We start from the raw sequence: 24,557 nt of genomic DNA, 5'->3' as shown, positions 1-24,557 counted from the left end.
ACACGTAAACCAGACATCGACTCCATTTTAACTCTTCTATGCTTTACTGCGCAGTCATCCTTATTTTTTTAGCTGGATTACCAACAACTATCGTATTATCAGGAACATCCTTAGTAACAACTGACCCAGCTCCGACAATGGCATTTTCACCAATCGTGACCCCTGGTAATACTGTTACATTCGCACCCAACCAAGCATGTTGTTTAATATGAACCGCCTTGGTCATCAAACTGCGTCGTTGTTCAGGTTTTTCAACATGATTGACCGAAATTAAAATGGTACGTGGCCCAATTAAGACATCATCATCAATCGTGATACCCCCAAGGTCAACAAACATGCAGTCTTTATTGATAAAAACTCGTTCACCCAGCTGGGTGTGACGACCAAAGTCTGTATTAAATGGTGCGTTAATAATTGTTGTTGCTGGCACTTCATAACCAAATACTTGGCTCAACAAACGGCGTCGTCCTTCTGGATCATGATAACTATTATTAAATCGTGCCGTCAGCTGCGCATTTTCTTCAACAACTGCATCAATCTTTCCATAGTCAGGGTCATCATATGCAATCAAGCCACCCGCCTGAGCACGTTTTAAAATATCATTTGAAGTATTCAAATCATTCACCTACCACTCTTTTTCTCAATAAATTAAGAATAACTGCGTTCATTCATCATGTCTAATACCTATCTTGAATTAAAATGTATGCATTTTAACTATACTAATGATTAAATAAAAAAAGCACTCACCAAAGTGAGTGCTCAACCAGATCTAATGAATCACGATCTTAATATTTTTCTTTACCTAAAACATTCAAATGTTCATCAAAGTCATACACAACTGGTTGACCTGTAGCCATTTCCAAGTTGATGATATCTTCATCAGAGATTTGCTCAATATACTTGCTCAAGGCACGCAATGAGTTACCGTGGGCAGCGATGATGATGTTCTTGCCGTCTAATAATTTAGGTGCAATTTCATCTTCCCATAAAGGCATGACACGTTCCAAAGTAACTTTCAAGTTTTCGCCACCAGGGATCAACTTAGGATCCAAGTTAGCGTAACGACGATCTTGAGCAGCTGAACCTTCATCGTTAGCATCTAACAATGGAGGAAGCACGTCGTATGAACGACGCCAAGTGTGCACTTGATCTTCACCGAATTTTTCGGCAGCTTCTTTTTTGTTTTGGCCTTGCAAAGCGCCGTAGTGACGTTCGTTTAAACGCCAAGTTTTAGTTTCTGGAACCCAGATTTGATCTGATTCTTCCAATGCATAGTGTAAGGTTTTGATGGCACGTTTCAATACTGAAGTATAAGCATAATCAAATTCCAAGCCGGCCTTTTTAATTGCTTTACCAGCGTTTTGGGCTTGTTTTACGCCTTCTTCACTTAAATCAACGTCTACCCAACCAGTAAATTGGTTAGATAAGTTCCATTCGCTTTGTCCGTGACGGATTAATACAAGTTTTGCCATAGTTTCAATGACCTCTTTCTTTCTTATTATCTTTTATATTCTACTCTGAAATGCCAAAAATCGAAAGTGATTTTATTAACTTAGTCGGATTTCAACCGCGGAAGCTTGATTTTCTTGTGGACTGACTTGACGCCTAAAATGTCGAGCAAGAACGTAAAGATTGGTACTCCGACAATCAAGCCCCAGGTACCAAACAGTCGGTCACTAATGAGTAACACGACAAACGTATAAAAAACAGGTAGTTCAGTGCGACTCGACATAAATTGAGGATTTAAAATGTAAGTTTCTAGCGTGTGGATAATCAAAATCAACACTAAAATGTAAATCACATCATGAATGCCACCGACTGAATAGCCGATAATACTTAGCGGTACACATGAAATAATCACGCCGGCTACCGGAATCAAACTCAATAGGAAAACCATGATTGATAGCGCCAAAATTTGTGGCATGTTCATGAAAATCAAAACAACGGTTGTGAGTGCCGTGTTGACAATCGCAATAAAGAACTGGGCTTCCAACACAACACCAAACGTATTGACAAACTTCTTACCAAAAAAAGAAATGTCTTGAAAGAACCAGCCAAAATCACTATCCAAAAAACGTCTAGAAAACTCATTCATTTGTTTGAGTTCAATTGTATAGAAGAAACTAAGAATAATCGACATTACAAACGTGACCGCCATAGCCCCGACACTGGTAATGTATTCAACAATGACGACCGCACCTTTTTTAACTTGATCGAAAATATTAGACGTGCTGATGTAATTGTTGATCAATTTTATGACCTCATTGGTCCCTTTCGCTTTTGCTTGCGAATTATAAAAATCAATCAGCGACGTTGTCATTTTTACAATTTGATCAATCAACTTCGGTAAATAATTGGTAATACCGAAATACAACGCTAAAATAATCAAAGCGTAGGTGACTAACACAATAATTGCGGCCGGTATCTTAACCTTTTTTTGAATCATCCGCACTAAATGCGTCACTAAATAAGTAAAAATAAACGTCAGCAAGACCGTACTCATCACTGATCGAGCTAACCATAGGACAAAGACGATCAACGCCAAAACGCTGAAACGTCGTAATGGTACATTTCCAATAAATTTTTGCCACGGACTGATAACTGCCATCCCCTTCATTCTCATACTCAAAAAATATTATAACATTCAAATATTATAACATTCATATGATGAATTCTTTGCCATTTTCATAATCTAAAGCGTATACTAATCAAGATTAAAAATATATAAGAGAAGGAGTTTGGATTTTATGTTAGAAAAGACGTTTTATAAAACATTTCTGAAAAATTCATTCAACATCCCCATCAAAGTTAACTACTGGGATGGTAAAAGCGATGTGTATGGAGAAGGCGACCCGCGCGTAACGATTACGTTCAACGAAATGGTGCCAGTTAAAGAAATTACTCGTAATGCCTCGATTGCGCTTGGTGAAGCGTACATGGATGGCAAAATTGACATTGACGGTAGCATTCAAGAATTAATCGAATCGGCCTATGAATCAGCTGGCAGCTTTTTCCATAATTCAAAATTCATCAAATTTCTACCAAAGCAAGGTCATTCTGAAAAAGACAGTAAGACTGATATTCAAAGTCATTACGACGTCGGCAATGATTTTTACAAGCTGTGGCTTGATGAAACCATGACTTATTCATGTGCCTACTTCACACATGGCAATCATGATGATTTGGAACAAGCACAAAAAGATAAAGTTGATCATATCTTGAGAAAACTCAATCCAGAACCAGGAAAAACCTTCCTCGATATTGGCTGTGGCTGGGGAACATTAATGCTCGCTGCTGCTAAGGAATATGGGCTCAAGGTCACCGGGGTCACACTGAGTCAAGAACAATATGACATGGTGCAAAAGCGGATCCACGAACTCGATTTGGATGACGTGGCCGAAGTTCGTTTGCAAGATTATCGTGAGCTCGGTGACGAGCAATGGGATTACATCACTTCAGTGGGCATGTTTGAACACGTCGGTAAAGAAAATCTTGGCGAATACTTCCAAGATGTCAATCGTTACTTAAAAGATGACGGTGTTGCTTTAATTCATGGTATTACTCGCCAACAAGGTGGGGCTTACAATGGTTGGATTAATAAATACATCTTTCCAGGTGGCTATGTACCTGGCATGACTGAGAACTTAGACCACATTGTGGAAGCCGACATGCAAATTGACGACATGGAACCACTGCGTCGCCATTACCAACGCACTCTCGAAATTTGGGATGCTAATTTCAATGGCAATCGTGATGAAATTGATGGTATGCATGGTACGCGTTTCACGCGCATGTGGGATCTCTACCTCCAAGCTTGTGCCGCTTCTTTCCAATCAGGTAATATTGATGTCATTCAATACTTGATGACCAAAGGACCTTCTGGACGAGTGCTACCAATGACACGTGATTATATGTACGAAACAAAGTAATTTAAAAGACCTTTAATGATTAATTCATCAAAGGTCTTATTTATTTATAGAATAATTGTTAGCACGAACACGGCAATCAACCCAGCAATCACGGATAAGGCCATTGACCGCGTTAGATAAGTCACCACCATGACAATAATGGCGGCAATAATGTAATTAACGTGACCGAACAAAACAAACTTATAGCCATCAGTAGTGATGAAAATTCCTTTCACTACCAGTGCCGTGAATAAACAAACCGGCACGTATTTCATCCATTCATTAAACCACTCTGGAATTTCCCTTGTAGAGAAAAACAGCATTGGTAAGTAACGCGGAATAAATGCGGCAATGGCAGCTAGGATCACTAAAATAAAGTGATCCATTGTGTTCATTTTATTGACAACCGTCCCTGCTAGAACGGGTAATTGTAACCAGACACTATCCATGGTCATCCTCCACTAGCTATCTTCTTGCTTATCTTCAATCGTCTTACGGGTGTTCGCAGGTCCGCGCACCTTACCAAACAGAAACGTTTCGAGTTCACTGTCTTTAAGTTTACGAACTTGAGATTCAACTAAGAAACCAACGAATGAGGCAATCACCGTTGAAATAATCAAGCCAATCGTACTCTTAGTGACGACTAGGAAGTATGCCGATAAGACTGCTGACAACAAACCAATGATGACCATCAAGCGATTTCTGACTTGCATCACAATCATGTATAAGAACAAAGCAGTGAGCGCAAAGTCGACAATTTCCAGATCAATCACTAACGCACTACCAATCAAACTACCAATTAAGTTTGAAATTGCCCAAGCTGCCAGTGAATAATGCTCAACCATCAAGGCTTGGCGTGGTGTCCAATATTTATCCGTCGCAAATTTTAAATAATTGACGGCATAATTTTCATCGTTCAGTGAAACAGAGAAGAGCCAGATAAAATGTTGTGATTGTCCTTTCATATACCGTGAAAGGCTGGAACCTAATAAAGCGTAACGTAGTTCCAAGAAAAATAGTGTCACAACGATTGACATCATTGGTGCATTAATGGTTAAGAGTGAAGCAATCAGAAATTGTGCTCCCCCGGAAAAGACCACGATGGAGACCAAAAATGTCATTAAGAAGTTAAACCCGGCAGCGTGAAGTAAGATCCCACACGCTAGCCCAATGGGTATATAGCTTAAGCACAGAGGCATTGAAATCTTCAAAACCTCTAACCAGTTTTTTGGCTTTTTAAGTGTCAAGAAAGCTCCTCCAAATAAAAAACATAATAGCAAAGCTAAGATTACAAAAAAGGACTATTTTATTACACAATACAAAATCTATTTTAACATGTTTTTAAAACAATGAATAGTTGCTAACTTTTTGTGAGTCCTGTCTGTAGACGACATAAAAAAACATGTTCGCTTTTTTTCTCATCTGATATATCAAATAATCAAAATTGGCAAAATTGATTGATTGAAACGAATAATTTGATGAAACATACACCCTAAGTTCGGTTATTAATTTCAACTAAAAATTTGGCGCCAGGTGGCAACTAACCAATTTGTTTTCGCCATTTTTTCGGTCGTTACTAACTGCGCCTGATAATTGTGGTTACTCGTCAAAAATGAAATTTTCTTTTGACTGATTGTCAGATGACCGACTGTTTGATTCTTTTTAAAAGGCGCCGTGACGGCCGCTTTGCTAACGTGTTTTGTCACTGTCCAATTTTTTATGGACATTTTTTTGGTTAGCCAGACAGTTTCATTGTTCGCTAACGTCAACTGGGTCGATGCTTGTTGACCTGTTGGCGTTTTTTGGTGCATTAGTTTTTTCACGCTGGCAATTTTATTCAACACCGTTGGCTGGTATTCCGCAAAAACAGTCTTTAACATTGAGCTAGTTTGAACATACCGGTCGTGGTTGGCATGTAACACTACTGTGACTAATCGATGGCCTTTATAGGTCCCAGTGCCGACAAACGAATCGCCAGCAGCATCCGACGTCCCAGTCTTTAGACCATCGGTAGTATAACCAGTCAATGCCTGTTTATTACCTGGTAACATCTCATTCAAGTTTTCCGTATTAACAACATCAGAACCATCAATAGAATGAAACTGTTCCTTTGTTTTTTCTGTAATGCTCAAAACATGAGGATCATGTTTAATCACGTACGTGGCCAACTTCGCAACGTCGCGTGCGGACATCGCATTTTCGGCTTCGTCTGGCACATTATTGAGCTTTAACGTCCCAAGGTCATCATTATCCAACCCAACCGAATTATAGATTTTAGCATCGTTGATCCCCATTTTTTTGGCCATTGCCTGCAGCTTCTCATTAAAGCTAGCAACCGTTTGGCCGTTCATTGTTGCCAGCGCTAAGGCTGCACCATCTGCGGAACGAATTAAGGTCGCATTCATTAATTGGTCAACACTGTATTTTTGATTGGCCTGTAAGGCAACATTCGAAAACTCAGAATTATTCGAAATATCCGCAATGGTTTGATTAATCGTAACCGGCGTATCCCACTTTAACTTACCTTCTTGAACTTCTTGTTCAATCACCGCCACTGTTAACATCTTAGAAATAGATGCAATCGGCAAGACCTGTTTACTATTTTGATCAAATAAAATTTGGCCAGTCTGTTCATCCACTGTCAGTGCTGCTGTGGCGTCAACTGTTACTGCAGCCTGAACTGGGGGCAAAAAGCCCATAAAAAAGGTACTGACCATTGTTAAGACAGCCAGTATCAAAATGGTGCCGCGTTTCAAAATCTGCATAACTAACCTCTTCTAAGCTCGATTGATTGGTAATGTCACGATAAAACTAGTTTCTTGTTCGTTAGATTCTACCTTCACCGTTCCATGATGAAGATCAACAATGCTTTGGACAATTGCAAGGCCTAGCCCAGTCCCACCGGTTGCTTTAGACCTTGATTCTTCCACTCTATAAAAACGTTCAAACAAGTGATTAAGAGATTCTTGTGGAATTTCAGCTCCATCATTAGACACACGCACTTCCACGTTGTCATCAATTTGCTTGGCATTCAGAGAAATGTAGGTTGCTTCTTGGCCATACTTCAAGCCATTTGCAATTAAATTACTGAAAACACGCCCTAACTTTTCAGCATCAGCTTCAATCATCAGATTGGCCGGTTTAGTAGTCGAACGAATCTCGATATTCTTTTTAGAAGCTTCAAGTTCAAAACTAGCAGCCAGTTGTTCTAACATTTGATCCAGATTAACATTAATAATGTTCACTGGTGCTTCAGTTTGTCGCACCTTAGTGTATTCAAACAAATCTTCAACTAAGGCCTTCATTTGTTTAGCCTTTTCATAGGCTGTATGGGTATATTTCAGTAAATCTTCTTCAGAATGGTATTGTTTATCTTCAATTAAGCCTAGATAGCCAATAATCGAAGTTAATGGTGTCCGTAGATCATGACTAACATTGGTAATCAATTCATCTTTGGATTGTTCAATTTTGCGCTCATCATCCATCGATTGAATCGCACTATCAACCAATGAATTCACACTGGTTACCACACGCTGTTGATCACCTTTAAGGCGAAATGGGATGCGGTGATCAAAGTGACCTTGAGCAATGTAGTGGAGTTCTGAAATGATGTGATGCATTTGATATTGACGGTAGCGGCGAATTAAGCGCCAGTACAAAACAACTACGTCAATGATAATCATAAAGCCGAGTAACCAGCGTTGATAACTCCATATGCGCGCCTGGTAAGGGCCAATGGTCAAGGACTGTTTAATGATAAAAATACCATTTTCTAGTCCTGGATTGTGGCGCACTGTTTCTTCGATAATCACAATGATAGAAAGATTCAACAGCAATAAGAGGATTACAGTCGTAATCCCCTCAAAAATCAATGAACTTTTTTCCCCAGCCGTTAATTTCACTGTGTTTCTCCTCTAACTATCGCGCCTCAATTTTGTATCCCACGCCCCATACAGTTTCGATAACCTTCTCGCCGTTAGTTGCTTCTTCAATCTTGTCACGTAAATGACTCACATGCACCATGACGGTTTTAGCTGAAACGATACTTTCTTGTTGCCAAACACGTTCAAAAATATCATCTGCTGAGAACACACGGTTTGGGTGACTAGCTAACAAGTATAAAATACCAAATTCGAGCGCTGTCAATTGAATCGTATCACCGTTTAAGGTTTTAACTTCATGAGAATCTTTATTAATTGTCAGTGGACCCACGTCTAAAATATCAGGGGTGTCGTTTGTCACATCGTTTTGACTTCGACGAAGTAATGATTTAACCCGGGCCATCACTTCAAGTGGGTTAAATGGCTTAGTAACGTAGTCATCTGCCCCAGTAATTAATCCTTGAATTTTATCCATATCTGCCGTTTTTGCGGATAAAATTAAAATTGGAATCTGGGAATCTTTACGAACTTGTTTTACAACCTCAATCCCGTCCATTTCAGGCATCATAATATCTAAAATAATGAGATCAATGTCTGGATTGGTATTGAGTTTTGTTAGGGCTTCTTTGCCGTCATAGGCTGCGACTGCATCGTAGCCTTCATTTTTAATATAAATTTCTAATAACTGAACGATTTCTTTATCGTCGTCGACAACCATCACTTTCATAGCCGTTCTCCTTAATCTTGGTCCATTTTTTAACACTTTAACCTTTATTATATTACCAAATAATAGTTTCTATGACCAATTGCCGGGAGCTTAATGGAATTTTATATAATCAAAAAAGGCTGTCGAGACAGCCTTTCAGATTTTATTGTGCGTTATTAGTTCCCGTGGTTGCTGTGTTACTAGATTGAGTATTGTTCGTCGTCGGTTGTGAACTAGTCTGTTCATAACTACTTGATGAACTATAACTGCTAACGGTGCTAGTGGCGGTTTGATTGCTTTGCCCACCGTTTGCTTTTTCAATCGTAATCTTTTGGGTCTTCTTATGCCCATTTCTGGTGACAACTAAATCAAAGGTACTAGCTTCATCAAAATTAAACTTAAAGTATTTAGTCTTATTTGTATGATTGGTAAATGTTTTATAAGTCAACCCTGAAAAATGAGCGACAATCTCTAATTTAGCTTTTGCTGGTACTTTAAAACTAACTTCCACGCCGTCATTATAAATAATCGGCTCTTTTGGTGAATAGGTTACTTTTAAATTAGGGGCTGTCTTTGATGTCGATGATGACGAACTCGCTTTTTGTGTTTTGGTATTGCTGGTTGTTTTACTTGGTAATTCATTATCATGCACTGATAGGTAGATGGTACCGCCAATACTACCCACAAAAATAAAGACTAATACCCAACTGAGTAACGCTCTGACTCTCACAAATTTAACTTCACGACCATTTTTTAAACTCGCTCTGATATTGAGAAAGCCAATAATTAAAACAATCAATGAAAAGACTGCCAAAAAAATTAAATACGCAATCATTCTATTTACCTCATCTCAAATTTATCTCTACACCAATATAACACAGTCCATCCTAAATCGAGAAACACAATTAGCAACCATGTGTCATAATTTTTGCGTTTGAACCATAAAAAAAGACTGTTTAACACAGCCTTTTAATTCGAACGACTTGTATGTGTTTCTACCGTTGAAGATCCATCAGGATTCGTGGTAGTGGTTGTCGTCGTTGTTGTGGTATACGAACTAGTTGTTACATAGCTATGTGAACCACCTGGAGTTGAATGCGTCGTACTACCGCCGCCTCCACCGCTTGAGCCACTACTACCACCATTGCCGCTCTTAGAACTACCGCCACTTGAACTCTTGCCAGTCGAGCTAGAACTGGAACTGCTCGACGTTGCTGAAGAAGTTTGTGTTGACTGATTCGTGTCATCAGCACTTTTAACAGTGAATTTCTTCGTTGTCTTATGACCGTTCTTGGTCAAGACCAAATCAAAAGTTCCCGTATCATCAGCCTTAAACTTGTACTTGAAAGTAGTCACTTTGTTATGGTGATTGGTAAAGGTCTTATAAGTGGTACCAGAATAATGACCCACGATTTCGAGTTTGGCCTTAGCTGGCACTTTAAATTTAACAGTCAAAGAATCACCAGAAACAATCGGTTTTTTAGGTGAATAAGTCACACTCAACTGATCAGCTTTTACACTTGTCTTTTTAACTGTATGTTTACTACTTGATGTCGTTTGAGCATGCTGGGTTTTCACACTGTTCTCAGATGAAGGCATCCCCTTAAATGTAGCAAAGCCTGCCCCACCGAGGCTACCAACAAAAATAACGAGCAATAGCCAGTTGCTTAATACTCTCAACCGACCAAACTTCATTTTTTGTCTACTTAGCAAACTCTCTTTCATATTCAAAAAGTTGACAATCAAAGCGATCAACGAAGAGACTGCTAAAAATATTAGATACCAAATCATATTTTTTACCTCATCAAAGTTTCATTGTTCAGTGTTCAAAAAATTAATTGCCACTAGGAACATATTCTTCAGTCACGCCTGAATCAGACGCTGCGGGTGCAGTGTTGTCGCTTGTGGCTGGTGCTGTTCCAGTACCGCCGCCATCATTACCAGAACCTGCAGAACCACCTGTACTTCCACTACCATAGCCGCCACTTGGTACATAGCGACCATTATAAGTTGAACCGGTTGATTGGTTACCATTTGATTTGCTCTTTGTGCTACCTGTAGTTGAAGATGACGAAGATGAGTTACTACTGCTACCTTCACTTTCACTACTGCTTGATGATGATTTCTTTTCATCTTTCTTTTGAGCTTTAATCGTCAAATGGTGAACCATCTTCTGACCATTTCTAGTGGCAATCACATTATACTTGCCGTCTTTTTTAAATATATACTCGAATTGTGCATCAGCTTTTTTATTAGCATTATCAAACGTTTTGACTGTTTTCTTACCGTCGAGTTGAACGATCTTGACCTTGGTTTTTTCTGAAACTTTAAATTTCACTTTCACCTTACCGTCTTTTAACGCCGGCTTTTGGGGCGTGAATTCAACATTCAAGGCATCAAGTCTAGCTGCTTTCTTGGTGACCTTCTCAGTTTTTGGTGCGTTCGCTTTCTTATTGTGATGCATGGCAGCATAAACCGCCCCTCCACCACTAGACACCAGTGTTATCAACAAAATCCAACTGACCGCAATGCGAACAGCAGCTAGGTGTTCTGGGCGGCCGTTGATTTTAGTGCGTCGGTAGTTAACGAATAGCATGATTAAAAAAATTAGTGATAAAATCGCTAAAAATGTCAGATAAAGTACCATGTCACACCTCATGAGTTTTAATTATTTATTAGTTTACAACAATTTAAACTTTTTTTCAGATATATTTTGATTAATTCAAATTATACTAAGAAATTTTCAAAACGATAGTGTGCTCCCTATTGATCTATTCAAATAAATTATTTTAATTTTAAAAAAATACTTTTAAAATTAAAGTTTTTATTTTAAAATTTTTCTCTTCAATAATTGAATAAAAAAACGTTGTTCTTTTGAAAAAGCATTAAAGCACATAAAAATTGCAGCAAAAAAAACAAAACTAATTACTGCCCAGATAATTACATTAAAAAATGATGTCTGACTTACGAAAGATGTAACATTTGTATATTTTATAACCAGGACAGAAACTATGTACAGTAGAGTATATTTTGAATATTTAATCATATACTTCACTTTACCAATTTCTAATCCAAATTTGAATAGTAATAAAGGTTCCCACCATATATCTACAAAAACACAAGCCGCGAGCGTACCAATGATAACTGAATTTACCCCTAAAGTAGTTAAATTAATTAAAGTTAAACTTACTAATAGGTTGATCAAGGCCTCTGCAACTGATTTCCATTTTGTTTCCCAATACAATCCATGCGCCGTTATAAATGACTGCACACTCAACCTGTTAACGTTTATGAACCAAACAGTTATTAATAGCCTCAGCGTAAATTGACTAAGATGAAAAGATTTTCCAATCCAGATACTAATAAAGCTCTGCATAATAAAATACATTGAAAGTGATATTACATAAGCTGCTCCAAAGGCCAAATACTGTAATTTAAAAAAAACGTCATCTTCTTCAACGCCTCTTTTTAAAATCGAAAAATTCGCAATACTTGAAACCACAGCATTAAAAGCCTGTGTAATGATATTTTGAACGCTGTTTAAAATCAGCAGATAACTCGTATACTTACCCACCAAATTTAGTCCAATATATGTTGACAGAATTAAATTATCGGTTCCATTAGACACAACAATTCCAAGTCTCGAAGCAATTGCTCCGAGAATATTTCTCTTAATTTTGCTCACTGTTTTTTGAGGAACTTTTTTCTTTTCTTTAGTTTTTAAAAAAGAAAAAAAATTCAATGTTTTTCTTTGTAATGCAACATTAGATGAAATTGTAAAAATAATTTGAATTGTCAAAAAAACAAAATATTGATGCGTTAGTATCAAAAATATAATTTGAAATACAGTTTGCAAGGAGGTAAATAAAACTCTATTTAAAGTGTCAACATAGCCTTGTTGATTTGCAATCAGAAACGATCTAAGGTAGGCAAAGAAATAACTCGCAGCAGAATTTGTCACAAATAGAATGAACATTACCTGCAAATTAGGAATTGTTGAGTTTTTGTTCACAAAATGATCTACAAAAAATGAACATACAACCCCAGCGAAAAAAATAAAACTGCCAATGGAGTGATATGCATTTTTGAATAGATTCATTATCGCAATAATATCTTCATGATTATTATCAGCAATCGGCTTATAAAGGGAATAGGTGATTGCTCCCCCTATTCCTAAATCTGCAAACGAAAGCAGAGTTAATAGATTTGAGAACAGACCATTCGCACCAACATAAGTTGCGCCCAAAGTTCTGACAAATACGGTTTGACTAGCAAATTGAAGCAACAAAATAACAATTTGTCCCACAAACGCAAATGTTGAATTTTTTATTGAATTACTTGTTCTTGAATTCATTAACTTTCCTCGCTATTTGTACAACTCAATAATTGATTGAATAAATTTCTTTTTTGAAAATTTTGAATTTTTTACAATTTCGTTCATGTCATCCCTATCAACACTCATATGTAAATAATTCTCAATTGCTTTTGACCAAATTTCATCTTTTTCTGTTACATTCAAAAATGCAACTTCATTAGTAACATTTGTAACTTCAGGCACTCCTCTAGATGCAACGACGGGAAGTCCCGCAGCCTGGCCCTCAATGACACTTATTGATAGTCCTTCAGAAAATGATGATAATATCATCACATCGCTCATTGATAATAACTCTGCAATATCAGTTCTCTCGCCAAGCATGTGTATTGAATTTCGCATTCCGCGAATTTCGTTATTGATTTGATTATATTCAGGACCGTCGCCTACAATAAAGAAATGGTTCAATTCTTTGTTAGTTATCATCATTCGAGCCACATTTACGGCTTTGTGATAATTTTTAATGGGCATTAATCTCGCTACCATGATCAGAACTTTATCATCATCCTTGATAGATAATTTCTCTCTATAATTTTTTCTGTTTTGTTCGTTAAATTTTAATTCTTCAGTATCTATTCCGTTTACAATTATTTCGCTTTCAATACGCGGTCCAAACACTTTATCAGCAGCCTCTTTACTAACAGAAACAAATTTAATTTTGTCAATTTTATTTAATCTTCTTTTAAAAAAGATTGACATAATTGAAGTGATTAATTTACTTAACTTACTATGTCCTGATGGAGAGGCATTATGCACATGGTATACACTCGGAATATTTAAACAATCCGCAGCCTCAGCAATAAATTCCGTATTCAGTGTAGTTGCATTGATATGAATTATATCAAATTTATTCATCTGCAAAAATTTAATCATCGTTTCTTTTCTATTTAGCACGTTTTTCATGCCAAATATATTGTTAACGTAGTAGACCTTTATATTGTATTTGTGAAACAAGTCTTCTTTTGCCACATGGTTTTCTGTCGCAGCTAAAATTGAAAAATCAAAGTCATCATGAAGGTTTTTCAAAATTAAAGAGACAAAAGATTCAATTCCACCAATTTTGTCACCAACCCCTGTTAATAAAATTCTTTTTTTCAACTTTTAATCTCCTTTGAGTCAATAAACCATTCTTTTGCGTAAATAGCCACTGCTAAAACAATTATTGGATTTTGAAATGCTGAAAACAATATTCCTTCAGTGAATCCTGTAAATACAAGAGAAAGGGTCAAAATTACCAACCATTTATTTTCATTTTTAATTGATCTCCATATCAACAAACAAAGTAAAAAAGTAAGCATTAAAGCCAACACATAACCATAATTAACTGTAAACGAAATATACGCACCATCAAATGCACCGTTGCTTGGTAATTGACTTAAATAAATGTCGTTTGGATTAATGTTTTGCAAAAATGCCTTCGGGGGAAAATTCGTATAATAAAAATTCCACAGATATGGCCTGTTGGTTAAAAGTTCGTTTAATTTCATGAAAAAATTCGAATAACCATAATTTTTGGCAATTCCAATAGACGCAATCCATAATAAGAATGGTATGAGACTAGAAAAAAAAGCGATAACTTTTAAATGGAACATTTTATCTACTAATTTATACCCAATTGCTAACACAACAAATATAGTCATCATCAATGTAGCCGTACTATCATTCAATATAAAGATGTTAACCATCATTCCCAAAACAAATAAAAATTTTAAAAGTATATTTTTATTCTTTAGAATGATCAAATACATTAACATTAATGCAACATAGAGACCTGTAGTGTTTGGATTTTGAAATCCAAATGTTAACAAACCTTGCCGAGGATCTCTCATTGATATAAACCCTAAAGTTGCTAATCCAACAACAGATAAAAAACCGATTAATGTGCCAACAAAATAAATTTTCACAACATCATGAAATGAAAAATATTGTGCACAGACAGCATAGATGAACACCATTGCAACTGCCAATTGTCCCTTAATAATTAGTACGGTGCTTATCATGAGGAGACAAATCAAAAATATTAATCTTAAAAGTTTGATTTTTGAAAAAACAATATAAAATAATCCACTGCTTAAATTTAAAAACAATAGCCCATAACTTATATATTTCAGTGTAGGGCTAGGATAGCTAATTTTAAGATTGCTGTTATAAATAACTAAGTACCCAATGTTCACGCAAAAAAAAACTATATTTAAAAGATAGAGAATGTTGTTATATTTTTTGTTTTCATTTTTTTCAATCACTTGTATTCTCCATTTGTTATTTTTCAAAACTCGATTTGTTAGGATACTTTGCCTCAAATTTTGAATTTATTTGCCTTTCAGCTTTTATTAATTCATCATCACTTAAATCCACAGTATCATTAATACAGATCACTTTATGTGTAGAGTTATCAATATCATGACCAATTTTTACATACTGATCTAGGTTATATCTTTTACCGAAATGTGCTGAACGAACTGAAAAATCACCAGTTAACATTTGAAAATATCTAGCAATCCATAATGAATAATCATTCGCGGACCTGAACTTATTCTGACCTGTATCTTCCAAAACGTTCGGATATTTCTTTAAAACATATTTTATAGTTGATTTTCTATATGATACCGGAGTGTGCGGATCATAAAAACGCGTAAATCTTGGCCAAGGTAACAAAAGTAAACTAAAAAGGTTCCATTCATAATTTTTTAAATTAAATAATTTTAAAAAATTTTTCTTAATTAGAGTGTTTCTTTTATGAAATTCTTTATTCACGATGCTTAAATTATTTACATGAATATGATCAAAATCTTCAATTGGCATAATTGCATTTAAACCTAATGTATCTCTTGAATTTCCATTATGATCAAAAAAATCTTCTTTTTTCACTTTTTTGTTTAAAAACATGTCATCATTAAAATATACAAAATATTCACTTAACCCTTTAATCTTGTGTAAATTAAAATCAATTACATTTGAATTAAATGTAGGTAAATATTTGTCGTCAATAATATCTTCATGGTTTATTAGGACTAATTTATTCTGTGTTTCATTAAACCATTCTGGTATTTGATTATCAGTTACTAGATACACTTTATTTACCCAAGGCGCATTTTTTTCAATCGATCTGAATAGATATTTCAAAGTTCCGTAGTCCCTAAAACGTATTCGCTTTTTGTCATCAATATTTTCGTCTGAATAACTTTGCATTTTTTTTAACCAATTTTGATCGGATCCATCTACCCATGAAACAACAAAATCAATTAAAAACTCTTTTTTTGGCATTCTTGATGTCCCCCACAGTGATCGTATCTAGATTTTATTGAAAGTTTTAAATTCTTTAAAACAATTGTTAGTCTATATTTCAAAACTACTTTCAAAAAATTATCTAATTTTATATTATTTGAATCTAAACATTTGCATTCTGAAGTAAAATTCAACCATTGAATTATACAATAGTTCTATATGAAATGTGCCTTGTGGTTCTCTTGTAAAAAATCTTGTTCATAAATTATTTCATCATTTCTTTTTATGTATTACTTCGGAATACACGAATTTTCGTAGTTGATTTGGGATTACAGTGTTTAAAAACATCAAAAAGTTCCCAACAATAAGTTCAAAGCGATTTATCAGTCCCCATCTATAAAATAAGTTCTTTAATTTACAGTAATTAAAGAAATAACGATATCCACCTCGTCTAGAATACATACCTTTGTCCACCCTCATATACAAAAGCACATTTTGACTATTTTCAATTTTATAACCTTTAGCCAAAAATTTACCCCATAAAAAATAATCTTCTAGTTTTTCAAACGATTCATATCCTCCGACTGTTAATAAATCCTTTTTTCTTATCATAGCTGTAGGGTGATTTACTGGACTTCGATATTTAAAAAACGTTTTCACTTCTGAATATTCAACTGGAACATTTCTTTCACCAACAACATTTTTTGTATCATCCACGAATTCAAGAAGTTGACCGCCTAATACTGATACATCAGGCTTATTTTGAAGTTCTGTTAATTGAACTTCAAATCTGTTCTTGGTAGAAATATCGTCAGAATCCATACGAGCTATGTAATCTGTCGTTATAAATTGTGTTCCTACTTTTAAAGATTCTCCTAGCCCCTGATTTTTTTTCAATGTGACTACAATAATACCATCGTGATCTTGTTGTAGCCTGTTTAAAGTTTTATTCAAATCAACAGTTAAAGGTCCATCCTTAACGATAACCGTTTCTTTTGGATGAATCGATTGAGTATAAATACTATCTATTGCTTGTTTTAAATATTCTGGTTTTTCTCTAAAATAAACCGACATTAAAACGGAGAAATTAGGTAGTTCTTTTTTGCTCATATTTGTCCTTTCTACTTAGCAAGCCAGAGCATCATCTGTTTTACTTTATTACTTGGATCTATTTTCTATTTGGCTTTTATTTTGAATAGTGAAATCATTCGTAGCTCTTTTTTCACTTCTCTTACCCTCGTGCACTCCTACGTGTAAAATCACATACCAAATCGTTCGCAAAACAACTTTAACATCTGTTCGAAAACCTATTGACATCGCATAGACACCATCATAACTTGCTTTTTTAATATTAGGCACATTATCACGTCCATGAACCTGTGCCAGTCCAGTTAAACCAGGTAAAACTCGTTCAGCACCATTATTATGACGCATCTCGATTAACTCTACTTCTTTACAAATAACTGGTCGTGGTCCCACCATACTCATTTCACCACGCAAAACGTTAATGAATTGTGGTAATTCATCAATACTTGTTTTGCGTAAAATCTTACCCACACTAGTAATTTGTTCATGGGCGTTTTCCAGCTCTGCTGTGGCCTTTTCATGAGGTGCTTCTTCGTACATAGAACGGAATTTATAGATTTTAAATGTTACACCATTTTTTCCAACACGGTCTTGTTTGAAAAAAATAGCTCCGTGCGAATCTACTTTAATGATAATGGCAATGATACAGAAGGGAATAAATAAAATGATTAATGCACACATAGCTGTGATGAAATCAAAAATCCGTTTGAATACATTAACATACATAATATTTTCCTCCTCTCGTGTATTAACCAACCATAGTAACTGAACATTTGTGATTTTTATATTTTAATTTCTTAAAACAGTCCGAACCGTTTCCTCTTTTTTTCTTTGATCGGACAAGGTTGATGGGGTACAATGTCATCGCCATTGACCATGGCTCTAGCATTTTCAGCGAATTCCTGGCTTATACTTTCGCCAAATTCTTTTTCTAATAGGTCAAAAGCCTGTCGCATTTCATAAGAACGATTTGCCAGATCATGTGCATCAGATGAAAAAACATATCCTTGTTTTGCTTCAATCAACTGGTGACTAAAGTTCTTAACTTTATCACCAAAGGTTCCCACATAACTACTTGCCGTAATTTGAGTGAGACACCCCTTTTCAAGCAATCGTAGTAAGATGTCTGGATACTTCATAATTTTGGTGTTGCGCTCTGGATGCACAATCACCGGAATAATGCCCCGTTGTTCGATTTCAAAAATCATTTCACTGGTATAGTTCGGCACGTCATCGTCGGGAAATTCCAACATAAGGTAACGGCCACCTTCATCAGCAAACAATATATCGTCTTCATCCAGCGCTTGTAGTAAGTTACCGTTAATCCTCACTTCTTGCCCGGGAAAAACGGTTAATGCAATGTCTGCAGCATCAAGTTCAGCCTGAAACGCCTGCGTCTTTTCAATGACATCTTGTTTGTGATTAACAAAGACACCATTCATATGATGTGGCGTTAATAATGCATATTCAATGCCGTTTTCAACGGCTTCTCTTGCTAACCGAAGTGAGACGCGTAAGCTTTTAGAGCCGTCGTCAACACCTGGTAGTAAATGACAATGTAAATCAATCATGCTTACCCATCCCCCTTCAAACAAAATCGGTACTATTTGTTACGATTCACCATACCCATAACCGTAACCATATCCATAACCGTATCCGTAGCCATTTTTAGGTGCCACATCGTTGAGAACATATCCTAAAAGATGTGCATGACTAAGCTTTAATAGTTCCACTGTTCGTTTCACAGCAAGTCGTTGCGCCACACCTTGGCGAATGACGAGTACCACGCCGTCCACGTGCGCTGATAAGATTTGGGTATCAGTCACTTGCAGCATTGGTGGGACATCAAAAATTACCATGTCATATTCTTGTTGGAACAATTCTAAGAAATGTAACATACGTGATGAACTCAATAGTTCCGCTGGATTAGGTGGCACTGGACCACTGGTTAACACAAATAGATTTTCCACACTTGAAGCATGAATTAATTCATGAAAATCAGCATCATGGTTAGCCAAAATAGTGGTTAATCCTTGAATATTTGGTAAGCCGAATGTCGAATGAAGCGTTGGTCGTCTTAAATCGGCATCGACGAATAAAACACGTTTGCCTTGTTCTGCAAAAGTAACGGCCGTATTAGCTGAAACCGTTGATTTACCTTCACTAATATCAGATGAAGTAAATAACAATGTATGCAATTTTTTGTCAACGGACGAAAAATCAATGTTGGTGCGGATGGTTCTAAATTGCTCTGAAACAACGTCTTTTGGACGTGCAACTGTAATCAACTTGACCCCGTTTTCCATGGTGTCTGTTGACGGTTTTTTAGCGCGATGGAATAATGACATCTAATTTTCCTCCCCTAGACACGGACACGGCGGCTACCGCTACGACTATGTGAACTTTGTGATGAAACAACACTCTTTTGTTCTTTGTTTGATAAGTGAATTTCAGCCACTTGACCCAGGTTAATCAACCCGAGTTCGCGAACAAGAAATTCGTCATCACGAACGGTTGTATCGGTTAATTCCACTGCAAAGGCATAGGCGACACTGAGTAACAGTCCAATGATTGCCCCTGCGGCCACAAACAATTTCACGTTTGGTGATGCTTTTTGCGTATCTGCCGTGGCTTTTGAAACAATTGTCACGTTGTTAACGCTCATAATACTTTTAATTTTACTTTTAAAGACAGCTGCAATTTCATTGGCAACTGCTGCCGACTTGTCAGGATCATCGGTTTTAATATTTAAAGCAAAAACCTGAGAATTTTGTTGATTGGTAATTGAAATTGCATCTTTTAAATCTGTCACTGACATATCATACTTTTTGCCTGAGTTTTCGGTCACCGCGGGCTTTGCTGCACGAACGAGCCGTTTTGTGCCATCTGCCAAGGTCTTATACTTGGCTTTTTTAGCCGGTGTAATCACTTTGGTTGGATTTTTCAGGTTATGACTGACCTTTTTTAGCACCACTTGGTTGGTGATGATATCTTTATAGGTACTAATCATTTGTACATCTGCTTGCTGCGTTTGTAATGCTGCTGCAGAATTTGCTTCATCGTGTTTTTGGTTAACTAGAATTTGAGCTGTCGATTCATACTTAGGGGTCATCACAAATTCAGCCACCCCAAACGCAACTACAGCCACGCCAATCATACTTAACACAATCAACAACAAGTGCTTGCGTAAAATGCCAAACATTTGTCGGATATCTAACATACTGTCCATTTTTACCTCCAAAACCCAACGGTATCTACATCATATTATCATTAATAAAATACTGGAACTACGTGTTTCACACAAAAGGGGGTTTCTATTTTTTACGAATTTCATAAAAAATAAAAACCGGCTAATTCCCTGATATTTTCGATTCTTTAACAACCAACCGATCATTCAGGCAAAAATTTGTTTCCTGCCTTATACCAACACATTAGTCGTGAAACTAATGTGCTGACGAGCGGCTAATTGGTTAAATCAACCCGCTTTAAGCCGAGATTATCGCGAACGGTATTTGATACCAGTTGACGTTGATCATTACCAACTAATTCAAACGCTTGGCCGCCGATATTTTTACCAGTTCCTTGCGCGTGGTTAGATTTCACAGTCTTGGTAGCATCACGATAGTTCAATGCCAAACTTGTCATTTGCGATTGTTTCATGTCAGTTCGTGACTGTGAACTAACAGACTTCAAAAACGAGCGGTTCAAAACTGTCTTATAAGAAATCGACTTTCTTAATAACGCCGTAATTACTAACCGTTGGCGTGTCTGACGTCCATAATCTCCTTGTGGATCTTCATGACGCATCCGTGAGAAGTTCAAGGCTGTTTGACCATTCATATGTTCTGATTGGCCTTCAGTAAAACTGGAGCCATTATAACTAAAGGTTAGTGGTGAAGTCACATCAACCCCGCCAACTTGGTTAATGGCTTTTTTCAAACCACCCATATTGACTAACAGGTAATAGTCGATTGGTACTTTGAAATAATCCTGAATTGTATTAATCGTTTCTTTCACACCACCAAACGCGTACGCCGCGTTGATTTTAGCAGGTGAGTACTGTGGATAATCTGGCAAATTAACTTTCATATCCCGCGGAATACTAGTCATTGTGGTTTTTTTGGTCTTTGGATTGATGGTCATTAAAATCATCGTATCTGTTCGACCTTTATCACTTCGACCAAGATCACCGGTATCGGTTCCTAATAACAGAATCGATACGGGCTTTTTTTGTTTCAACACGTTGCTGGCATTTCGCTTCTTCGTGGCTCCCGATGTTTGATACATATCACCAGTTGTGACACTTAAGTTATGCCAAGCAATTCCTGCGAACACCAAACCGACGAGCACCAAGACGCCCACTAGTGCGAGGACGATCTTGCCAAATTTCTTGCCGCGACTTTGGTGATGTCTTCTTTTGCTACTCATGCATTTAGCTCCAATCGCTAATTAATTTTTTAAAACACTACCTGTCTCATTTTCATACGTCAGCCCTTGTGAGTCAAGTTAAAATATAATGACAAAATTATAATGGCTTAATGGTAGGATAATTACTATTAATTTTTTTACTCCCAACGGCTTAATTTAATTCATCACTTTATTCAATAACCCACACATTACCAATAATTAACCGGACGATGGCATCCCGCAATAAAACGCTGAATATCTTCAGGTGGTGCATCCACCGCATATTCCTGTTCATACCCACATTTATAGTAGAAACGGACGCGAAAATCATCATAAAAATCTAAATTGTATTTAGATGCTCCTGCACTAGCTTCATCTTCAGCAATATGACCGTTTTGTTTGCAAAGCTCATCAACACTGCCATGCAAAATATTGACCTGGCGATCAATCACTAATTGAAAACTACTCATTGCTCGTGCTGTTTGTTGATTGCGCTTAAAAGTCGCCAATGAAGCATCAAAACAAATTGTAAGGTGATCATCCGTCTTAAAGACCACCTGCAACATTTGTTGACCTGCTTTTTCATCATAGGAAAAGACAAATTGATCATTAATCCAAGTGGACTGAAGATTACTGGCACCCAGTGCAGAAAACAAACGATATCTGCCAGCTACACAGGGTAATGACCCACTTAATTCTAAATACGCAAATTGGCACCTAATATCATAATCATAAATTCGATGTTCTTTCATAAACTTGGACATGACCTGGCGCACCGGCTTGTGCGTCACAATTTTTCTGCCATCGGCATAGACAATTAATGTGAAAGGTTCATCGTTTTCTACATACTGCCGAAAAAATAACGTGTCTTTCCAGCAAATTTCTGCCCCGTTACAAATTGCGTCTGCCTGTTCTAGTTTGAATTGCTCAAGATTGATGATCGTTTGACCATTAGATGAGTATGACATCAAATTCCTCCGATATTTATTATTTTGCGACGACCGTTTTAAAATTCGTCAAATAATAAATTACCGAAAATTGAGATAAATTTCAACTATTATTTTTATCATGTCGATTATTTTTTATTAATATCCTGAAAACCATTAATTTGTCGAAATTTGATTAAATTCCCAATTCGCACCAATGCCGATTATTTTTTAATCTAGGGACACAACCAAGGCCTTGGCTGAAAATTCTAGGAGTGATTTTTTGAACCAAACGAATTCAGCCGCATTTACTTTTTTAGCTGCAGACGACCATGAATTAGTGATTTATGGTGTGTTGAAACGGCTTAATGTGACCCAACAATTAGATTATTACGATGATTTTGTCCAGGAAGGACGGTTACTATTTGTCCAATCCTATCAACAGTATTCAGAAGATATCGATGCTGATCCGCAGAAATTTCTGCGCCGAACTTACTGGTTTATTTACTGGCGCTTGATGGATCAGCTACGCCGCCGTACACGTCAAAATAGCCATCACGAGTTTTCATTAGATAATGAACTACTACCTGATGAGGTTAAAGAAGCAATTGTCTTTGACGCACATGATCAATGCAGCATTGAATTTCAAATTATTAGTGACGATTTTTTTCAACGTCTATTTAAACAATGTTCCAAAAATGAACAACGCTACTTGCTCGGTGTCGTCTGCAAGCAGCAATCCTTGACGGAAATTGCTGCTGATTATGGTGTGACGCGCCAGGCTGTCTATAAGTGGCAACAACAAGTTCGTCGGAAAGCCCAACTACTGAATGTTTAAAGGAGAATTAATCATGAGAAATTTATTTATTGATGTTTCAAGTCACCAGCCAGATAACTTGGTGATGTTTACCAAACTTGCCCATCTCGGTGTCAAAGGCGCCGTAGTCAAATTAACTGAGGGTTCAAATCCAGGCAGCGCCTACCAAAATCCCAAAGCTGCTAATCAACTGTCACACGCTCAGCAAGCCGGTATGAAAGTCAGTGCGTATCACTTTGCCCGTTACACGAGCGTTGCTGATGCGCAGGCCGAAGCTGACTGGTTCATCAAGGTCACGCGGCAATTAAAACTGCCTAAAACCACGCCGATGATTATTGATGCAGAAGTCCATAGTGCGCCTGACTACACGGCGGCCACCAAAGCATTGATTCAACGTGTTCACCAACTCGGTTTTTCAACGACTGGAATCTATGCAATGAAGTCGTTTTTCACCACAAATGTTTTGGATCCGAAACAGTTCACTAATAAATGGGTGGCTGGTTTCGGTGTGACTGATCTGGGCATTAATGATGCAATTGCCTGGCAATTTTCTGATCGGTGGCACGGATTGAATCAGGATATTAGTTACGATTTTAGCGGTCTGTTTACCGTTACTCAAAAACCTGTAGTGACACATGCCGCCATTCCGAAGGTCTACACCGTCAAAGCGGGAGATACGTTATCAGAAATCGCACTACGATATCATACTTCCGTAGAACAGCTAGTGCAGCTCAATCAAATTTCCAATCCAAATTTAATTCGCGTTGGTCAACGCATTAGATTATAAAAATAAAGACAGGCTCACATTGTGTGAACCTGTTTTTTTACGTAGTTTTAGCACTCTTTCATTAATGAATCATCAGATCTTTTTGAAGTTTCATATAATGATCAAAATCAATGCCAATTTACCCATTAATCGAATTTAAAACAATCATTGACGAAACTTTTTGGTTAGATGTTCTTTGTTTTTTTCTTTTTGATAACTAAGCGGGTGACGAGAATCGAACTCGCGACAACAGCTTGGAAGGCTGTGGTTTTACCACTGAACTACACCCGCAAAAAATTACAGTAGTGCTGTTATAGTTCTCTAACTGAACTATTTTGGATTGAAGTCAATATTTGAGACAGGTTTTAAGAGACATTCAGAACCGCGTTTACCTTCCACAGCTCAAATAAATCATTAATCGTGATTAATAACTTATTTGAACCATGGAAAGCATTAAATCAGG

The 24,557-nt window shown here is 36.8% G+C and carries 25 protein-coding genes and 1 tRNA gene; 3 read left to right on the top strand and 23 right to left on the bottom strand.

Features of this window, described 5'->3' with window-relative positions:
• Positions 1 to 43: 43 nt before the first annotated feature.
• The 3 genes from ACYVQZ_RS07705 to ACYVQZ_RS07695 form a co-directional block, all read right to left on the bottom strand.
• Positions 44 to 625: a sugar O-acetyltransferase gene (locus tag ACYVQZ_RS07705; protein WP_461240825.1), complete on the bottom strand. Its 582-nt coding sequence runs from the start codon at positions 623 to 625 to the stop codon at positions 44 to 46.
• A 160-nt stretch (positions 626 to 785) separates the two neighbouring features.
• On the bottom strand, positions 786 to 1,472 hold the full coding sequence (locus tag ACYVQZ_RS07700) for a 2,3-diphosphoglycerate-dependent phosphoglycerate mutase (RefSeq protein WP_461240824.1): 687 nt from the start codon (positions 1,470 to 1,472) through the stop codon (positions 786 to 788).
• An 80-nt stretch (positions 1,473 to 1,552) separates the two neighbouring features.
• Entirely contained in the window at positions 1,553 to 2,608 is a 1,056-nt protein-coding gene (locus ACYVQZ_RS07695) for an AI-2E family transporter (protein ID WP_461240823.1), read from the bottom strand.
• A gap of 139 nt (positions 2,609 to 2,747) precedes the next feature.
• Between ACYVQZ_RS07695 and ACYVQZ_RS07690 the strand changes: the two genes are divergently transcribed.
• Positions 2,748 to 3,929 carry a class I SAM-dependent methyltransferase gene (locus tag ACYVQZ_RS07690; RefSeq protein ID WP_461240822.1) on the top strand — a complete coding sequence of 394 codons (1,182 nt, stop codon included), beginning with the start codon at positions 2,748 to 2,750 and terminating at the stop codon, positions 3,927 to 3,929.
• Positions 3,930 to 3,973: 44 nt separating this feature from the next.
• On the opposite strand, the gene ACYVQZ_RS07685 is transcribed toward ACYVQZ_RS07690, so the two are convergent.
• The 19 genes from ACYVQZ_RS07685 to ACYVQZ_RS07595 form a co-directional block, all read right to left on the bottom strand.
• A complete protein-coding gene (locus tag ACYVQZ_RS07685) occupies positions 3,974 to 4,303 on the bottom strand; it encodes an AzlD domain-containing protein (protein WP_461240855.1) in 330 nt (109 codons plus the stop codon).
• 66 nt (positions 4,304 to 4,369) lie between these two features.
• Positions 4,370 to 5,107, bottom strand: coding sequence for an AzlC family ABC transporter permease (locus ACYVQZ_RS07680; protein ID WP_461240854.1), 738 nt, complete (start codon positions 5,105 to 5,107; stop codon positions 4,370 to 4,372).
• 312 nt (positions 5,108 to 5,419) lie between these two features.
• Entirely contained in the window at positions 5,420 to 6,673 is a 1,254-nt protein-coding gene (locus tag ACYVQZ_RS07675; protein ID WP_461240821.1) for a D-alanyl-D-alanine carboxypeptidase family protein, read from the bottom strand.
• Positions 6,674 to 6,685: 12 nt separating this feature from the next.
• Positions 6,686 to 7,810: a sensor histidine kinase gene (locus ACYVQZ_RS07670; protein WP_461240820.1), complete on the bottom strand. Its 1,125-nt coding sequence runs from the start codon at positions 7,808 to 7,810 to the stop codon at positions 6,686 to 6,688.
• 16 nt (positions 7,811 to 7,826) lie between these two features.
• Positions 7,827 to 8,516, bottom strand: coding sequence for a response regulator transcription factor CroR (gene croR / locus ACYVQZ_RS07665; protein WP_461240819.1), 690 nt, complete (start codon positions 8,514 to 8,516; stop codon positions 7,827 to 7,829).
• A gap of 142 nt (positions 8,517 to 8,658) precedes the next feature.
• Entirely contained in the window at positions 8,659 to 9,330 is a 672-nt protein-coding gene (locus ACYVQZ_RS07660; RefSeq protein ID WP_461240818.1) for a hypothetical protein, read from the bottom strand.
• A 134-nt stretch (positions 9,331 to 9,464) separates the two neighbouring features.
• Entirely contained in the window at positions 9,465 to 10,286 is an 822-nt protein-coding gene (locus tag ACYVQZ_RS07655) for a hypothetical protein (protein WP_461240817.1), read from the bottom strand.
• A 43-nt stretch (positions 10,287 to 10,329) separates the two neighbouring features.
• A complete protein-coding gene (locus tag ACYVQZ_RS07650; protein ID WP_461240816.1) occupies positions 10,330 to 11,142 on the bottom strand; it encodes a hypothetical protein in 813 nt (270 codons plus the stop codon).
• 177 nt (positions 11,143 to 11,319) lie between these two features.
• Positions 11,320 to 12,849 (bottom strand): lipopolysaccharide biosynthesis protein, encoded by a 1,530-nt coding sequence (locus ACYVQZ_RS07645; RefSeq protein ID WP_461240815.1) that lies wholly within the window; start codon positions 12,847 to 12,849, stop codon positions 11,320 to 11,322.
• A 12-nt stretch (positions 12,850 to 12,861) separates the two neighbouring features.
• On the bottom strand, positions 12,862 to 13,965 hold the full coding sequence (locus ACYVQZ_RS07640) for a glycosyltransferase (protein WP_461240814.1): 1,104 nt from the start codon (positions 13,963 to 13,965) through the stop codon (positions 12,862 to 12,864).
• Positions 13,962 to 15,110: a hypothetical protein gene (locus ACYVQZ_RS07635; RefSeq protein WP_461240813.1), complete on the bottom strand. Its 1,149-nt coding sequence runs from the start codon at positions 15,108 to 15,110 to the stop codon at positions 13,962 to 13,964. Before ACYVQZ_RS07635 ends, ACYVQZ_RS07640 begins: the two co-directional genes overlap by 4 nt.
• A gap of 16 nt (positions 15,111 to 15,126) precedes the next feature.
• Positions 15,127 to 16,131 carry a stealth family protein gene (locus tag ACYVQZ_RS07630; RefSeq protein WP_461240812.1) on the bottom strand — a complete coding sequence of 335 codons (1,005 nt, stop codon included), beginning with the start codon at positions 16,129 to 16,131 and terminating at the stop codon, positions 15,127 to 15,129.
• A gap of 234 nt (positions 16,132 to 16,365) precedes the next feature.
• Positions 16,366 to 17,202, bottom strand: a complete 837-nt coding sequence (locus ACYVQZ_RS07625; RefSeq protein WP_461240811.1) for a glycosyltransferase — start codon at positions 17,200 to 17,202, stop codon at positions 16,366 to 16,368.
• A gap of 48 nt (positions 17,203 to 17,250) precedes the next feature.
• Positions 17,251 to 17,904: a sugar transferase gene (locus ACYVQZ_RS07620; RefSeq protein ID WP_461240810.1), complete on the bottom strand. Its 654-nt coding sequence runs from the start codon at positions 17,902 to 17,904 to the stop codon at positions 17,251 to 17,253.
• Positions 17,905 to 17,975: 71 nt separating this feature from the next.
• Positions 17,976 to 18,749, bottom strand: a complete 774-nt coding sequence (locus ACYVQZ_RS07615; protein ID WP_461240809.1) for a tyrosine-protein phosphatase — start codon at positions 18,747 to 18,749, stop codon at positions 17,976 to 17,978.
• A gap of 39 nt (positions 18,750 to 18,788) precedes the next feature.
• On the bottom strand, positions 18,789 to 19,526 hold the full coding sequence (locus ACYVQZ_RS07610) for a CpsD/CapB family tyrosine-protein kinase (protein WP_461240808.1): 738 nt from the start codon (positions 19,524 to 19,526) through the stop codon (positions 18,789 to 18,791).
• A 14-nt stretch (positions 19,527 to 19,540) separates the two neighbouring features.
• A complete protein-coding gene (locus ACYVQZ_RS07605) occupies positions 19,541 to 20,407 on the bottom strand; it encodes a YveK family protein (RefSeq protein WP_461240807.1) in 867 nt (288 codons plus the stop codon).
• A gap of 233 nt (positions 20,408 to 20,640) precedes the next feature.
• Entirely contained in the window at positions 20,641 to 21,606 is a 966-nt protein-coding gene (locus ACYVQZ_RS07600) for an LCP family protein (protein ID WP_461240806.1), read from the bottom strand.
• A gap of 188 nt (positions 21,607 to 21,794) precedes the next feature.
• On the bottom strand, positions 21,795 to 22,553 hold the full coding sequence (locus tag ACYVQZ_RS07595) for a hypothetical protein (protein WP_461240805.1): 759 nt from the start codon (positions 22,551 to 22,553) through the stop codon (positions 21,795 to 21,797).
• Positions 22,554 to 22,794: 241 nt separating this feature from the next.
• On the opposite strand from ACYVQZ_RS07595, the gene ACYVQZ_RS07590 reads away from it, so the two are divergent.
• Both ACYVQZ_RS07590 and ACYVQZ_RS07585 read left to right on the top strand, forming a co-directional pair.
• Complete coding sequence (locus tag ACYVQZ_RS07590) at positions 22,795 to 23,349, top strand: sigma-70 family RNA polymerase sigma factor (protein WP_461240804.1); 555 nt, start codon at positions 22,795 to 22,797, stop codon at positions 23,347 to 23,349.
• A gap of 13 nt (positions 23,350 to 23,362) precedes the next feature.
• Complete coding sequence (locus tag ACYVQZ_RS07585) at positions 23,363 to 24,115, top strand: GH25 family lysozyme (RefSeq protein WP_461240803.1); 753 nt, start codon at positions 23,363 to 23,365, stop codon at positions 24,113 to 24,115.
• A 199-nt stretch (positions 24,116 to 24,314) separates the two neighbouring features.
• Here the strand turns inward: ACYVQZ_RS07585 and ACYVQZ_RS07580 are convergent.
• Positions 24,315 to 24,385 (bottom strand) — tRNA-Gly (locus ACYVQZ_RS07580).
• Positions 24,386 to 24,557 lie beyond the last annotated feature (172 nt).

Source organism: Paucilactobacillus salsurae (genome assembly GCF_054784995.1).
This window is presented reverse-complemented; position numbering and strand designations above follow the sequence as displayed.

Excerpts from the sequence above, each read along its gene's own strand:
- ACYVQZ_RS07685 (WP_461240855.1), bottom strand. The coding sequence starts at position 4,303 with ATGAACACAATGGATCACTTTATTTTAGTGATCCTAGCTGCCATTGCC.
- ACYVQZ_RS07600 (WP_461240806.1), bottom strand. The coding sequence starts at position 21,606 with ATGAGTAGCAAAAGAAGACATCACCAAAGTCGCGGCAAGAAATTTGGC.
- ACYVQZ_RS07625 (WP_461240811.1), bottom strand. The coding sequence starts at position 17,202 with ATGAGCAAAAAAGAACTACCTAATTTCTCCGTTTTAATGTCGGTTTAT.
- ACYVQZ_RS07690 (WP_461240822.1), top strand. The coding sequence starts at position 2,748 with ATGTTAGAAAAGACGTTTTATAAAACATTTCTGAAAAATTCATTCAAC.
- ACYVQZ_RS07650 (WP_461240816.1), bottom strand. The coding sequence starts at position 11,142 with ATGGTACTTTATCTGACATTTTTAGCGATTTTATCACTAATTTTTTTA.
- ACYVQZ_RS07695 (WP_461240823.1), bottom strand. The coding sequence starts at position 2,608 with ATGGCAGTTATCAGTCCGTGGCAAAAATTTATTGGAAATGTACCATTA.
- ACYVQZ_RS07610 (WP_461240808.1), bottom strand. The coding sequence starts at position 19,526 with ATGTCATTATTCCATCGCGCTAAAAAACCGTCAACAGACACCATGGAA.
- ACYVQZ_RS07700 (WP_461240824.1), bottom strand. The coding sequence starts at position 1,472 with ATGGCAAAACTTGTATTAATCCGTCACGGACAAAGCGAATGGAACTTA.
- ACYVQZ_RS07655 (WP_461240817.1), bottom strand. The coding sequence starts at position 10,286 with ATGATTTGGTATCTAATATTTTTAGCAGTCTCTTCGTTGATCGCTTTG.
- croR (WP_461240819.1), bottom strand. The coding sequence starts at position 8,516 with ATGAAAGTGATGGTTGTCGACGACGATAAAGAAATCGTTCAGTTATTA.
- ACYVQZ_RS07660 (WP_461240818.1), bottom strand. The coding sequence starts at position 9,330 with ATGATTGCGTATTTAATTTTTTTGGCAGTCTTTTCATTGATTGTTTTA.
- ACYVQZ_RS07620 (WP_461240810.1), bottom strand. The coding sequence starts at position 17,904 with ATGTATGTTAATGTATTCAAACGGATTTTTGATTTCATCACAGCTATG.
- ACYVQZ_RS07680 (WP_461240854.1), bottom strand. The coding sequence starts at position 5,107 with ATGCCTCTGTGCTTAAGCTATATACCCATTGGGCTAGCGTGTGGGATC.
- ACYVQZ_RS07615 (WP_461240809.1), bottom strand. The coding sequence starts at position 18,749 with ATGATTGATTTACATTGTCATTTACTACCAGGTGTTGACGACGGCTCT.
- ACYVQZ_RS07630 (WP_461240812.1), bottom strand. The coding sequence starts at position 16,131 with ATGCCAAAAAAAGAGTTTTTAATTGATTTTGTTGTTTCATGGGTAGAT.
- ACYVQZ_RS07585 (WP_461240803.1), top strand. The coding sequence starts at position 23,363 with ATGAGAAATTTATTTATTGATGTTTCAAGTCACCAGCCAGATAACTTG.
- ACYVQZ_RS07605 (WP_461240807.1), bottom strand. The coding sequence starts at position 20,407 with ATGGACAGTATGTTAGATATCCGACAAATGTTTGGCATTTTACGCAAG.
- ACYVQZ_RS07595 (WP_461240805.1), bottom strand. The coding sequence starts at position 22,553 with ATGTCATACTCATCTAATGGTCAAACGATCATCAATCTTGAGCAATTC.
- ACYVQZ_RS07645 (WP_461240815.1), bottom strand. The coding sequence starts at position 12,849 with ATGAATTCAAGAACAAGTAATTCAATAAAAAATTCAACATTTGCGTTT.
- ACYVQZ_RS07675 (WP_461240821.1), bottom strand. The coding sequence starts at position 6,673 with ATGCAGATTTTGAAACGCGGCACCATTTTGATACTGGCTGTCTTAACA.